Source organism: Craterilacuibacter sinensis (assembly GCF_009831765.1).
In the GTDB taxonomy this organism is placed as follows: domain Bacteria; phylum Pseudomonadota; class Gammaproteobacteria; order Burkholderiales; family Chromobacteriaceae; genus Craterilacuibacter; species Craterilacuibacter sinensis.
The window spans coordinates 17176-29261 of the sequence record NZ_WSSB01000007.1; the positions used below are offsets into that span (position 1 = coordinate 17176).

15 protein-coding genes are annotated in these 12086 nt (G+C 60.1%); 11 read left to right on the forward strand and 4 right to left on the reverse strand.

Annotation, left to right across the window (positions count from 1 at the left end; genetic code table 11):
• Positions 1-7 precede the first annotated feature (7 nt).
• The 11 genes from urtC to GQF02_RS08780 all read left to right on the forward strand — a co-directional run bounded on the left by urtC (position 8) and on the right by GQF02_RS08780 (position 8459).
• Positions 8-1111 carry an urea ABC transporter permease subunit UrtC gene (urtC, locus tag GQF02_RS08730; protein ID WP_124734618.1) on the forward strand — a complete coding sequence of 368 codons (1104 nt, stop codon included), beginning with the start codon at positions 8-10 and terminating at the stop codon, positions 1109-1111.
• Entirely contained in the window at positions 1108-1950 is an 843-nt protein-coding gene (gene urtD / locus GQF02_RS08735) for an urea ABC transporter ATP-binding protein UrtD (protein WP_160796443.1), read from the forward strand. The genes urtC and urtD overlap by 4 nt, the downstream gene beginning before the upstream one ends.
• Positions 1951-1952: 2 nt before the next feature.
• Positions 1953-2651 (forward strand): urea ABC transporter ATP-binding subunit UrtE, encoded by a 699-nt coding sequence (urtE, locus tag GQF02_RS08740; RefSeq protein WP_160796445.1) that lies wholly within the window; start codon positions 1953-1955, stop codon positions 2649-2651.
• A gap of 1 nt (position 2652) precedes the next feature.
• Positions 2653-3498, forward strand: coding sequence for an urease accessory protein UreD (locus GQF02_RS08745; RefSeq protein ID WP_235930125.1), 846 nt, complete (start codon positions 2653-2655; stop codon positions 3496-3498).
• A 53-nt stretch (positions 3499-3551) separates the two neighbouring features.
• On the forward strand, positions 3552-3854 hold the full coding sequence (ureA, locus tag GQF02_RS08750) for an urease subunit gamma (RefSeq protein WP_124734615.1): 303 nt from the start codon (positions 3552-3554) through the stop codon (positions 3852-3854).
• A 155-nt stretch (positions 3855-4009) separates the two neighbouring features.
• Positions 4010-4330 (forward strand): urease subunit beta, encoded by a 321-nt coding sequence (locus GQF02_RS08755; protein WP_124734614.1) that lies wholly within the window; start codon positions 4010-4012, stop codon positions 4328-4330.
• 2 nt (positions 4331-4332) lie between these two features.
• Positions 4333-6036: an urease subunit alpha gene (gene ureC / locus GQF02_RS08760; protein ID WP_124734613.1), complete on the forward strand. Its 1704-nt coding sequence runs from the start codon at positions 4333-4335 to the stop codon at positions 6034-6036.
• Between the two features lie 9 nt (positions 6037-6045).
• Positions 6046-6552 (forward strand): urease accessory protein UreE, encoded by a 507-nt coding sequence (ureE, locus tag GQF02_RS08765; protein ID WP_160796447.1) that lies wholly within the window; start codon positions 6046-6048, stop codon positions 6550-6552.
• Positions 6549-7223 carry an urease accessory UreF family protein gene (locus GQF02_RS08770; RefSeq protein ID WP_160796449.1) on the forward strand — a complete coding sequence of 225 codons (675 nt, stop codon included), beginning with the start codon at positions 6549-6551 and terminating at the stop codon, positions 7221-7223. The genes ureE and GQF02_RS08770 overlap by 4 nt, the downstream gene beginning before the upstream one ends.
• A gap of 38 nt (positions 7224-7261) precedes the next feature.
• Complete coding sequence (gene ureG, locus GQF02_RS08775; RefSeq protein ID WP_124734610.1) at positions 7262-7897, forward strand: urease accessory protein UreG; 636 nt, start codon at positions 7262-7264, stop codon at positions 7895-7897.
• Positions 7890-8459 (forward strand): HupE/UreJ family protein, encoded by a 570-nt coding sequence (locus GQF02_RS08780; protein WP_124734609.1) that lies wholly within the window; start codon positions 7890-7892, stop codon positions 8457-8459. The genes ureG and GQF02_RS08780 overlap by 8 nt, the downstream gene beginning before the upstream one ends.
• Before the next feature lie 326 nt (positions 8460-8785).
• Here GQF02_RS08780 and GQF02_RS16210 read toward each other — a convergent pair whose 3' ends face one another.
• The 4 genes from GQF02_RS16210 to GQF02_RS08800 form a co-directional block, all read right to left on the reverse strand.
• Positions 8786-8998 carry a DUF924 domain-containing protein gene (locus GQF02_RS16210; RefSeq protein WP_160796451.1) on the reverse strand — a complete coding sequence of 71 codons (213 nt, stop codon included), beginning with the start codon at positions 8996-8998 and terminating at the stop codon, positions 8786-8788.
• A gap of 419 nt (positions 8999-9417) precedes the next feature.
• Entirely contained in the window at positions 9418-10185 is a 768-nt protein-coding gene (locus GQF02_RS08790; RefSeq protein WP_124734608.1) for an ABC transporter permease, read from the reverse strand.
• 9 nt (positions 10186-10194) lie between these two features.
• The gene (locus tag GQF02_RS08795; RefSeq protein ID WP_124734607.1) at positions 10195-10974 is read right to left on the reverse strand and encodes an ABC transporter ATP-binding protein; all 780 of its coding nucleotides are present in this window, start codon (positions 10972-10974) and stop codon (positions 10195-10197) included.
• Between the two features lie 8 nt (positions 10975-10982).
• Complete coding sequence (locus GQF02_RS08800) at positions 10983-12008, reverse strand: ABC transporter substrate-binding protein (protein ID WP_160796453.1); 1026 nt, start codon at positions 12006-12008, stop codon at positions 10983-10985.
• Positions 12009-12086 lie beyond the last annotated feature (78 nt).

Sequence of the window (12086 nt, forward strand, 5' to 3'; positions counted from 1 at the left end):
CAATACCATGCACCAACCTCTCACCCTGCGCCTGATGGCGCAGCTTGGCCCGGCGTTGACGCGCGTCATGGTCGTATTGCTGCTCATGCTGGCACTGGCGCTGCCGTTATCGCATGTGTACGTCGCGCCCGATTCGGCATGGTATGTCTCCGCCTATACGCTGACTTTGCTGGGCAAGATTGTATGCTTTGCCGTACTCGCGCTCGCGCTCGACCTGGTCTGGGGCTATACCGGCCTGCTTAGTCTCGGCCATGGGCTGTTCTTTGCCCTCGGCGGCTACGCGATAGGCATGTACTTGATGCGCGGCATCGGCCGTGAAGGCAATTACCAGAGCGCGCTGCCGGACTTTATGGTGTTTCTCGACTGGCACACTTTGCCTTGGTTTTGGTGGGGCAGCGACAGTCTCGCCTGGGTGCTGTTGCTGGTGGTGGCTGTGCCGGGTTTGCTGGCGCTGGTGTTCGGCTTTCTGGCCTTTCGCTCGCGCATCAAGGGCGTGTACTTCTCCATCATCACGCAGGCGCTGACTTACGCGGCCATGCTGCTCTTTTTCCGCAACGAGACCGGCTTTGGCGGCAATAACGGTTTTACCGACTTCAAGCGCATTGCCGGTTACGCCATCGCGGCGCCCGAGACCCGTGCCGTGCTGTTTGTCCTGTCGGTCCTGCTGCTGGCCGGCAGCCTTGCCGGCAGTCTGTGGCTGGTGAATTCGCGCTTCGGTCGCATCCTGACCGCTGTGCGCGACGCCGAGAACCGGCTGATGTTCTGTGGCTACGACCCGGTGCGCTTCAAGCTGGCGATCTGGGTGCTGTCGGCCATGCTCGCCGGGCTGGCCGGTGCGCTTTATGTGCCGCAGGTCGGCATCATCAACCCCGGCGAGATGAGCCCGGCCAACTCGATCGAGGTGGCGATCTGGGTCGCGCTGGGCGGGCGTGGCACCTTGCTCGGCCCGATTCTGGGGGCGTTTGTCGTGAATGGCGCCAAGAGCTGGTTCACCGTCGCCTTTCCTGAGTATTGGCTGTTCTTCCTCGGCTTCCTGTTTATTGCTGCCACCTTGCTGCTGCCGCGCGGCCTGATGGGGCTGGTCCGGCGCGGTGAGGACAAAACATCATGAGTATTCCGCACCTGCCGCCCGAGATCGAGACCTTGACGCCAAGCTGGGCGGGCGAAACCAGCGGTCTTGCCCATCTGGTCAGTACCGGGCTGGATACCAGTCACGGCCAGATCCTGTATCTGCAGGATGTGTGCGTCTCATTCGATGGCTTTCGCGCGCTTAATCACCTTAGCCTGGAAATCGGCGTGGGCGAGTTGCGTTGTGTGATCGGTCCCAATGGTGCCGGCAAGACCACGATGATGGATGTAATTACCGGCAAGACCCGGCCCGACTCCGGAGATGTGTTTTTTGGCGAGACAATAGATCTGACCCGCCATCGCGAAGCTCAGATTGCGCGCATGGGCATCGGGCGCAAGTTTCAGAAGCCGACCGTGTTCGAGGCGATGAGTGTTGCCGATAACCTGGCGCTGGCTCTGTCCGGCGACAAGGGGGTTTGGGCCAGTCTGCGTTACCGCTTGTCAGGTGTGCAGCATGACCGCATTGACGAGTTGCTGCAGATTACGCGTCTGGCCGAATTCAGTCACCGCCTGGCCGGCTTGTTGTCACATGGCCAGAAGCAGTGGCTGGAAATCGGCATGCTGCTTGCTCAGGATCCGAAACTGCTGTTGCTGGATGAGCCGGTCGCCGGCATGACCGATGCCGAAACCGAAAAGACGGCAGAGTTGTTGTGCTCGCTCAAGGGGCGGCACTCGCTGATGGTGGTTGAGCACGATATGGCTTTTGTCGGCAGCATCGCCGAGCGAGTCACCGTGCTGGCGGAAGGCGCGGTGCTGGCAGAGGGGTCGCTTGCGCAGGTGCAGGCGGACGAGCGGGTCATCGAGGTGTATCTGGGGCGCTGATTATGTTGAAAGTGGAAAAACTTAACCAGTATTACGGCGGCAGCCATATCCTGCGCGACGTGTCGTTCGAGGCGAAAGTCGGCGAGGTGACCTGCGTGCTCGGGCGCAACGGGGTCGGCAAAAGCACCTTGCTTCGCTGCCTGATGGGGCAGCTGCCGGCACGCAGTGGCAAGATCAGCTGGCAGGGGGTGAGTCTGAACGGCCTGACGCCGCACGCACGCGTGGCGCGCGGCGTTGCCTATGTGCCGCAAGGGCGGGAGATTTTTGCCCGGCTGACGGTAGAGGAAAACCTGAAAATGGGGCTGGCACGTTTCAGCGGGCGCGCCGGGCGCGAGATCCCCGACACGGTCTATGACATGTTTCCTGTGCTCAAGGATATGGCGCAGCGCCGTGGTGGCGACCTCTCCGGCGGCCAGCAGCAGCAACTGGCGATAGGGCGGGCGCTGATTAGCCAGCCATCATTGTTGATTCTTGACGAGCCAACCGAGGGTATCCAGCCGTCCATTATCAAGGAAATCGGTGCGGTAATCCGCAGCTTGGCCGTCCGCGGGGAAATGGCAATCGTGCTGGTTGAACAGTATTACGACTTTGCCGAAGCGCTGGCTGACCGTTATGTGGTGATGTCGCGCGGTGAAGTCGTGCAAGCGGGAGCCGGTAGCGCAATGGCGACTGACGGCGTACGCGAATTGTTGGCGATCTGACATGCAGCGCGACCGAATGGAAAACTGCACGCTGGAGTCAGGTTGGGATGCGCGTCTGGAGTTGGCCTATGCGCGGCGTGAGGCGTGCACCATCCCTGTGCACCGGCGCCATATAGGGCCGCTACGGGTGCAAAAGCATTTTACCGAGCCATCGGGTGTGTGCCAGCACATCGTGGTTCACCCGCCTGGCGGTATTGCCGGCGGCGACAGCCTGACCCTTGAGCTTGATCTGGCAGCGGGCAGCCGGGCATTGCTGACGAGCCCTGGTGCAGCCAAGTGGTATCAGGGCTTTGGCCGGCGCGCGACCCAACGTGTTTCCGCCCGCATCGGTGCAGGTGCATCGCTGGAATGGCTGCCATTGGAAACCATTTTGTTTAATGGCGCCGACGTGGAATTAGCTGCACGTTTTGATTTGGCCCGCGATGCCGTGTTGCTGTATTCGGATGTGGTTTGTCTGGGGCGCCCGGCTTCGGCCGAGCCATTCGCACATGGATGCTGGCGCCAGACGGTTGAGGTCTGGCGCGATGATGCGCTGCTTTGGTGTGAACACAATGCGCTCAAAGGGGATGATGCGCAGTTCTCCTCGCCAGTCGGCATGGACGGCCATACCGTGACGGGCTTGTTGCTGTGGGCTGGTCCCGCCTTGCCGGAAGCCTTGCTTGACGCTTGCCGGGCCTATCCCTGTGTCGGACGTGCCGGGGTGTCGCAATTACCTGACGTGTTTGTTGCCCGCTGTCTTACCCACTCGGCAGAAGCGGCGCAGGCATGGATTACAGGCTTGTGGCAGCAGTTGCGCCCGTTCACGCTCGGCGTGGAGGCGGTTGCCCCGCGCATTTGGGCTACCTGAGTTCTTGGCACGCGGCTTGCTAAATTTGTGCAAACCCTACACGAAAGCCCGTTATGGAACTGACCCCGCGCGAAAAAGACAAGCTGTTGATCTTCACCGCTGCCTTGCTGGCCGAGCGCCGTCGCGCACGTGGCCTCAAGCTCAATTACCCGGAGGCGGTCGCTTATCTGAGCGCCGCCATTATGGAAGGGGCACGAGACGGGCAGCGGGTATCCGAACTGATGCACACCGGCACCACCTTGCTTAGCCGTGACGATGTGATGGAAGGGGTGGCCGAGCTGATCGCCGAGATTCAGGTCGAGGCCACTTTCCCAGACGGCACCAAACTGGTCACCGTTCACCAGCCCATTGTCTGAGACTCATCATCCTATGACTACACGTTACGCCATACCGGCAAGTAAACGGCTGCACCGGACATCGCACTTGATGCAGGGCTTTGCGGGTGCCGCATACCGGCGGGCATGTCACCCCGGGCCATCGATTTTTCAAAATCCTGTTGCGGAGATGTGCAATGAAACCCGGTGAAATTCTGGTCGCGGATGCGCCCGCAATCGTGCTGAATGCAGGCCGTGCCACCCGCTCGCTCGTGGTGGCCAATCGTGGCGACCGGCCGGTACAAGTCGGCTCGCACTACCATTTTTTCGAGACTAACGACGCACTTGAATTTGACCGTGCCGCTGCGCGCGGCTACCGGCTCAATATCGCCGCCGGCACGGCGGTCCGCTTCGAGCCCGGCCAGATGCGCAGCGTCGAACTGGTGGCTTTGGCTGGCTCCCGCACGGTTTACGGTTTTCAGGGGCGGGTGATGGGCGCGCTTGAGCAGGAGGGCTGACGATGGCGACAATTTCACGTGCGGCGTATGCCGAAATGTTCGGCCCGACTGTCGGCGACCGTGTGCGTCTGGCGGATACCCATTTGCTGGCAGAAGTCGAGTTTGATCATACCGTCTACGGCGAGGAGGTGAAGTTCGGCGGCGGCAAAGTCATACGCGATGGTCAGGGACAGGGGCAGGCGTGCTCTGCCGAGGTGATGGATACGGTGATTACCAATGCGCTGATTATCGATCACTGGGGTATAGGCAAGGCCGATATCGGGCTCAAGCATGGACGGATTGCCGCCATCGGCAAGGCCGGTAATCCGGATATCCAGCCGGCGGTAACGATGGTAATCGGCGCCTCGACCGAAATTATTGCGGCCGAAGGCATGATCGTGACCGCCGGCGGCATAGACGCCCACATCCACTTTATCTGCCCGCAGCAGATCGAGGAGGCACTGATGTCGGGTATTACCACCATGATTGGTGGGGGTACCGGGCCGGCCACTGGTACGAATGCCACCACCTGCACGCCAGGGCCATGGCATATGGCGCAAATGCTGCGGGCGGCCGAGGCTTTCCCGATGAATCTGGGTTTTACCGGCAAGGGTAATGCCAGCTTGCCGGCACCGCTGATCGAGCAGGTCGAGGCCGGTGCGATCGGGCTCAAGCTGCACGAGGACTGGGGTACGACCCCCGCATCTATCGACAATTGCCTGAGTGTTGCCGACGCAATGGATGTGCAGGTCGCGATTCATACCGACACGCTGAACGAGTCAGGCTTTATCGAAACGACGCTGGCCGCATTCAAGGGCCGCACCATTCATACCTACCATACCGAAGGTGCTGGCGGCGGGCATGCGCCGGACATCATCAAGGCGTGCGGCGAACTGAATGTGCTGCCCAGTTCGACCAACCCGACCCGCCCGTTCACAGTCAACACCATAGACGAACACCTGGACATGCTGATGGTGTGCCACCACCTCGACCCGGCGATTGCCGAGGACGTGGCGTTCGCCGAGAGCCGCATCCGGCGCGAGACCATCGCCGCCGAGGATATTTTGCATGATCTGGGGGCATTCTCGATGATGTCGTCCGACAGTCAGGCGATGGGGAGGGTGGGGGAGACCATCCTGCGCTGCTGGCAAAGTGCCGACAAAATGCGCCGCCAGCGCGGACCATTGCCGGGTGATGCTCCCGGTTCTGATAACGCACGTATCAAGCGTTATATCGCCAAGTACACGATCAATCCGGCAATCACGCACGGTGTCGCACACGAGGTCGGCAGCGTCGAGGTGGGCAAGCTGGCGGATCTGGTGTTGTGGAGGCCGGCATTCTTCGGTGTCAAACCATCGCAGATTCTCAAGGGCGGCATGATCGCTGCCGCCGCGATGGGCGACGCCAATGCCAGTATTCCAACGCCACAGCCGGTGCACTACCGGCCGATGTTCGGCAGCTACGGCCTCGCCGTGGCGCAGGGTAGCGTCACCTTCGTGTCGCAAGCGGCGCTGGCCGCCGGCATCGGCGACGCGCTGGGGCTGAAAAAGCGCCTGGTTGCGGTCAAGGGCTGCCGCAACGTTAAGAAAACCGACCTGATCCACAACAGCTACCTGCCACACATCACGGTGGATCCGCAGAACTACCGCGTCTTTGCCGATGGCCAGTTGCTGTGGTGCGAGCCAGCCGAGGTGCTGCCGCTGGCGCAGCGCTATTTCCTGTTCTGAGGTGATGCGATGCTGTTGATCAATGCCTTTGCCCCTGCTGGAGAGGGGCATGATGCTGAGTTGGTGCTGTCGTTCGAGTTGCGTAGCAAGCATAGACTGCGTACCCGTACCAGTAGTGGAGAGGATGCCGGCTTGTTTCTCAACGATGGCTTGCCCCTGCGGGATGGCGACGTACTGCAGGCTACCGATGGCCGGAGAGTACGGGTGCGGGCGGCTATCGAGGCGCAGATTGAAGTGCGGGCGTCCGACGCCCGCCTGCTGGCCCGCGCTGCCTACCACCTGGGTAATCGCCATGTGCATGTCGAGGTCGGCGACGGTGTACTGCGCATTGCTGCCGATAGCGTTCTGGCTGACATGTTGGCACAGATGGGCTTGCAGCCGTTGCCGGTCGATGCTGCATTCAATCCTGAAACCGGCGCTTATGGTGGCGGCCACCACCACTCGCACGGCAAGGACAGTACTTATCAGTACGCCCCGAAGCTGCATCTGTTTAATGAGGCGGGGACGCTAACGTGAATCTTGCTGCATTGCAGCTGCTGAGGCTGGCCAGCCCCAGCCTACCCATCGGTGGATATAGCTACTCTCAGGGGCTGGAGAGTGCGCTCGAACTGGGGCTGGTCAGAGACAGCCGCAGCGCGCAGGCGTGGATCGCTGGTGTGTTGAGCGGGCCGCTGGCGCGTTTCGAGGCGGCGCTGCTGGTTCGAGTCTGGTGCAGTTTGAATGCCGATGATACATCAACGTTGGTGGCGCTTAACGCACGTTTGCTGGCCTCCCGCGACGGTAGCGAGATGAGGGCTGAGACAGAGCAGATGGGCTACTCGCTCAGGACGCTGCTGGCGGCGCTGCCCGAAGGGCAGGGGCGTTGGCCGGCAGTACTGGCCGGGGGGCCGGTCGCGTTGCCCGTAGCCTGGGCCGTCGCGGCGTTCCAGCTAGAGCTGGATGCGGCGCAGGCGGTCGAGTCTTTTCTGTGGGGCTGGATGGAAAATCAGGTCATGGTGCTGATGAAGGCTATGCCGATGGGGCAGACCAGCGGCCAGCAGTTGCTGTCTGCGTTGCTGCCGGACATCGCGCAGGCGGTGCAGATCGCGCTGACGCTGGCGGATGAGGATATCAGCAATTTCGCGCCCATGCTGGCCTGGGTTGCGGCACAACACGAGACTCAGTACAGCCGGCTATTCCGCTCCTGAAGCGGTGATAGTCGTTCAAGACAAAAGGAGAAGCACGCATGCAACATGCACCGTTACGCGTTGGCATCGGCGGGCCGGTCGGCTCGGGTAAGACGCATCTGACTTTGGCGCTGTGTACCGCGCTGCGCGATAGCTACAACATTGCCGTCGTGACCAATGACATTTATACGCAGGAGGACGCGCAGTTTCTGGTTCGCAACGCAGCGCTACCGCCTGAACGTATCATTGGCGTTGAGACGGGAGGTTGTCCGCATACCGCAATCCGCGAGGATGCATCAATCAACCTCGAGGCAGTGGCACGGCTGAATACACGCCATCCCAACCTTGACGTGATCTTTATCGAGAGCGGTGGCGATAATCTGGCAGCGACGTTCAGCCCAGAATTGTCAGACCTGACGATCTATGTAATCGACGTATCGGCGGGCGACAAGATACCGCGCAAGGGTGGCCCCGGCATCTGCAAGTCGGACTTGCTCGTGATCAACAAGATCGACCTCGCGCCGCTGGTGGGTGCGTCGCTCGAGGTGATGGCACACGACGCGCTAAAGATGCGCGGCACGCGCCCGTTCATCTTCTCCAACCTGAAAAGCGGGCACGGCCTGACGGATATCATTAATTTTATCGAAGAAAAAGGTATGCTCGCTTTGAGCGCACAAGGAGCACCCCATGCGTAAATTTCTGCTTTCTATCCTGCTTGCTGGGAGTGCAAACTTCGCGCAAGCGCATACCGGTCATGGCGCTGATAGCTTCACTCAGGGGCTGATTCACCCGTTTGCCGGCATCGATCACCTGCTAGCGATGTTTGCTGTCGGCCTGTGGGCGGCGCAGCAGGGTGGGCGTGTCCGCTGGCAAGGGCCACTTACTTTCGTACTGGCTCTGGCTGCGGGCGGTATGCTTGGGATGTTAGGCATCGGCCTGCCCGCGTTGGAGAGCGGCATCGCGCTATCGGTCATGCTGGCGGGGCTACTGGTGGTTTCCGTGGCCCGGGTACCCACAGCGCTCGCGCTAGCTGGCATTGGCTTTTTCGCGCTGTGGCACGGTATCGCGCACGGGCTGGAGATGCCAGGCAAAGCCAGTGCGGCCGCCTATGCCTCGGGCTTTATGCTGGCGAGCGCCTTGTTGCACGCCTCAGGTCTGGCCGTCGGTCACGGCGCGCTGAAGGTATCCGGCATGCTGCGCATGTTGGGGGCCGCGATTGCTGCCTCGGGGGCTGTACTGATGATGGCGGCTTTCTGAGCGCATGGCATAGGGCCGAAACTTATTGATTAGGCGGCGGGGCTACCCGCCTTTTTTTAGGCTAGGTCCCAATTGCGAGTTGGTCAGCTAAGCTGAAGCAGATACCACGTCAGGAGCGCGATGATGGACCCCCATTCCTTTCAGCGTCTGCTTGTTCAGCTTGCTACGCTTAGCACTAAACAGAGAGCCTCCTTTTAATTCGCATTGCAAGATCCATCACAGCATGACGTGCTGGCAGAATTGTTCCCCGCTCTGAATGCATACCCGCATTGTGCTGCGCCTGCCCAGCAACTCATTGGCTGGGGCTGGCAGCGTGGCTTACGCTGCTACCGTTGCAAAGCCTGCCTGCGCATCTGCAATGCCTTGTCCAGTAAGCCTCTGACTCGCTTGCCCTTGCGTGCAGCAGGCAGTAGTGGCGCGAAGCGCTGGCGTATGGCCGCATCGGTGTCTGACCACAGCGCTGCTTGTGTGGTGGTGGTTAGGGAATCGTCGCCTGATTCGCCAAACCAGAATATGAGCAGGCTGTCTTGGTTTTTCATATTGGCCTTTCTTGTGGGCGATACTGTAGTTGCGGGTTGGTGCTTATTATTGCTCATGCCGCCCATCCCAGTTCACTGTGCGCAAACGGCAAGTAAAAAGTGTTCGCGCAGCGGACCCAAAGCCACACCTATCGGTGCCAACTCGTAACGGGGGCATAGCCTTTTTTTACGCTACCATATGTCCACACTTTCCGTTCAGCTAACGATTCCCCTTGCCGGACTCGTGTAGTATTTCCAGCTCCGCGTTAGCAGACTGGCCACTTTCGTTAGCCCCGTTGCGCGTGCTGGACGTTCCAAATAAAAACCGCTGCAGCTGCAGCGGTTTTTTTAAAGCGATCACCAAGTTGTCGTTCTACCTGACGCCACCGGCGGCCCTCGTCTCGATATCCTACATCTTTCGGGAGCAAGTATGGCAACGCTTAGGGCGCATGCGTGCCACGGTGGGCCCAAGCGGTAAAGTGCTGCTCGGCTTGGGAGAAGAACGCGTACATCACAACCCCCATCGCCCCAATGACCGCAAGACCGGCGAAGACCAGTGCCATGTTCATAGTCGAACTGGCAGACATCATCAGGTAACCGATTCCCAGGTTAGACGCGACGGTCTCGGCAATGACGGACCCGACGAAGGCCAGCGTGATCGACACCTTGAGCGAGGCAAAGAAGTAAGGCAGGGCGCGTGGAATCGCGACTTTTCTCAGAATGTCGAAGCGGCTTGCGCCGAGTGAGCGCAGTACATCTTCAAGCTCGGGTTCAAGAGTGGATAGGCCCGTGGCGACGTTGACGACGATCGGGAAGAACGAGATCAGGAATGCGGTGATGATGGCTGGTATGGTGCCAATGCCGAACCATACGACCAGGACCGGGACGAAGGCAACCTTGGGAATGCTGTTGAAACCGACCATTAAAGGGTAGCAGGCACGGTAGATCAGCGGTGAAATGCCAACGGCGATGCCCAGCAATAAGCCGACGATGACGGCGAGCGCAAAACCGCCAAGTGTTGTCAGCAAAGTCTGCTGTGCATGCATCATGATCGGATCGAAAGCATCGACACCGGCGTGCCAGACCGCCATGGGAGAGGGAAGCAGGAAGTCGGGAATGGCCAGCGCGGTACAAGCCAGATGCCAAACGCCGAGCAGGGCTAACAGCAAGAGTACAGGGGCTGCGCGAATGATCAGGGAGGGGGGCATGGTGTTTCCTCAGGATTGGCGGGCGTGGCCAATTTGGCAGCGCAATGCATGGACATGTTCTGCGAAGGCTTCGCTATAGCAAAGTTCGAGCGGGCGTGGTCGGGGCAGATCGACCAATCGGTCGTCGATGATGCGGCCCGGCTTCGGGCTCATGACAATGACGCGATCGGCGAGAAAGACCGCCTCCCGCAGATCATGGGTGACCAGAATGGCGGTGAACGGCTCGCTTTGCCACAAATCACGCATCAGGCACCAAAGCTCCTCGCGGGTGAAGGCATCAAGTGCGCCGAAGGGTTCATCGAGCATCAGGAGCCTAGGTTTGTGGATCAGTGCCCGGCAGATCGAGGCGCGCTGCTGCATGCCGCCGGAAAGCTCCCATGGAAATTTGTCTTCGCACCCTGCTAGTCCGACCTTGGCCAGCAGGGCACGCGCCATTGCCTCATGCTCGCAGCGCTGCCGCTTCTGTTGGGAGCGGAAGGGTTCGACGATTTCAAGTGGCAACATCACGTTCTGCAAGGTCGTGCGCCACGGCAGCAGGTTTGCCTGCTGAAAAGCCATGCCGACAATGCCCAGCGGACCCGTGACCTCGCGGTTGCCAACGTAGACGTAGCCTTCGCTCGCGGGCTTCAGTCCACTGACCAGTTTCATGAGCGTAGACTTGCCGCAACCGGACGGACCGACGACGGCCACAAACGCATTTTCATCCACCTTGAAGCTGACATTCTCGATGGCGGTCTGACCGCCTGGCTGATAGGCCAGACTGACATTCTCAAATTGAACAAATGCCATGTTGCACCTCACTTGATCATACGCACCGGTTTTGGGGGCAGGAATGCACTGGTATAGAGCACCTCTGCTGCGGGAGTCGAACTGAGTCCGTACGCGGTTGAGGTTTCCTCGATCGCGCGACGCATGCGCTCGGGATTGACCGCTCCGAGTCCGGCGCTTCGCGTTTCGGGGGTGACGACGCATGCGGCCAGTGCGAGTTTCAGACGGCGTAACTCAAGGGCCTCGTTGATTAGCGGGTCCTGCCGTTTGACATGTGTAACAGCCGCCTCAGGATTGGCCAGGGTTTCCTTTAGCGCACGGTTGAAGGCTCGGACAAAACCGGCGACGACTTTAGGCTTGTCGCGGATCAGCGCACTGCTGGCAATCAGGGTGTTGCCGTATGCTTCAACCCCATGTGTCGCGTAAGGCATGACGCGGATCTCGTCGGGCTTGACGCCACGAGACTCCAGATTGAGCACACTGGTGAACGAGAAACCGGTGATGGCGTCTACATCGCCGCGTGCCAGCAAGGTTTCACGCAATGCGGGTTCGACGGTCTGCCAAGTCACGGCATTCGGTGCGAGCTGGTTGGATTTGGCAAAGGCCGGCCAGCCTTTGCGGCCGGCATCGAAAATAGGCGCCGCCAGCGTCTTTCCTGCCAGATCGGCCGGGCGGTTGATGGCAGTTTTCTTCAGGCTGATGACGGCTGCCGGCGTGGTGTTGTAGACCATATACACCCCTTGCACCCTTGAACCGGGTGTTTTTGCCTCGTACTCGATTAGCGCGTTGAAGTCGGCAAAACCGATATCGTATGCGCCACTGGCGACCCGGGTTACGGCACCGGCTGAGCCGGTACCGACGTCGATGCTGACGTCCAGTCCTTCCTCGGCAAAATATCCTTTGTCACGGGCGAGTAAGAAGGGTGCTGCGGGGCCTTCAATGCGCCAATCGAGCGTAAAGCGCACTTTATCGGCCGGTGCCGCAAAGATGGCCGAGGCCGGAAATAGAAAAGTCGATGCCAGTAGGGGAAGTAGGGCGCGGCGGTTGAGTTGCATTGTGGTCTCCTATGGTTGCAAGCACGGAGTCTGATGCAATACATGTGCCTGTCGTGTATGTCGCTTTATTGTTGTATT

Coding starts and splice junctions, on each gene's coding strand:
- urtC (WP_124734618.1), top strand. CDS start 8: ATGCACCAACCTCTCACCCTGCGCCTGATGGCGCAGCTTGGCCCGGCG.
- urtD (WP_160796443.1), top strand. CDS start 1,108: ATGAGTATTCCGCACCTGCCGCCCGAGATCGAGACCTTGACGCCAAGC.
- urtE (WP_160796445.1), top strand. CDS start 1,953: ATGTTGAAAGTGGAAAAACTTAACCAGTATTACGGCGGCAGCCATATC.
- GQF02_RS08745 (WP_235930125.1), top strand. CDS start 2,653: ATGCAGCGCGACCGAATGGAAAACTGCACGCTGGAGTCAGGTTGGGAT.
- ureA (WP_124734615.1), top strand. CDS start 3,552: ATGGAACTGACCCCGCGCGAAAAAGACAAGCTGTTGATCTTCACCGCT.
- GQF02_RS08755 (WP_124734614.1), top strand. CDS start 4,010: ATGAAACCCGGTGAAATTCTGGTCGCGGATGCGCCCGCAATCGTGCTG.
- ureC (WP_124734613.1), top strand. CDS start 4,333: ATGGCGACAATTTCACGTGCGGCGTATGCCGAAATGTTCGGCCCGACT.
- ureE (WP_160796447.1), top strand. CDS start 6,046: ATGCTGTTGATCAATGCCTTTGCCCCTGCTGGAGAGGGGCATGATGCT.
- ureG (WP_124734610.1), top strand. CDS start 7,262: ATGCAACATGCACCGTTACGCGTTGGCATCGGCGGGCCGGTCGGCTCG.
- GQF02_RS08780 (WP_124734609.1), top strand. CDS start 7,890: ATGCGTAAATTTCTGCTTTCTATCCTGCTTGCTGGGAGTGCAAACTTC.
- GQF02_RS16210 (WP_160796451.1), bottom strand. CDS start 8,998: ATGAAAAACCAAGACAGCCTGCTCATATTCTGGTTTGGCGAATCAGGC.
- GQF02_RS08790 (WP_124734608.1), bottom strand. CDS start 10,185: ATGCCCCCCTCCCTGATCATTCGCGCAGCCCCTGTACTCTTGCTGTTA.
- GQF02_RS08795 (WP_124734607.1), bottom strand. CDS start 10,974: ATGGCATTTGTTCAATTTGAGAATGTCAGTCTGGCCTATCAGCCAGGC.
- GQF02_RS08800 (WP_160796453.1), bottom strand. CDS start 12,008: ATGCAACTCAACCGCCGCGCCCTACTTCCCCTACTGGCATCGACTTTT.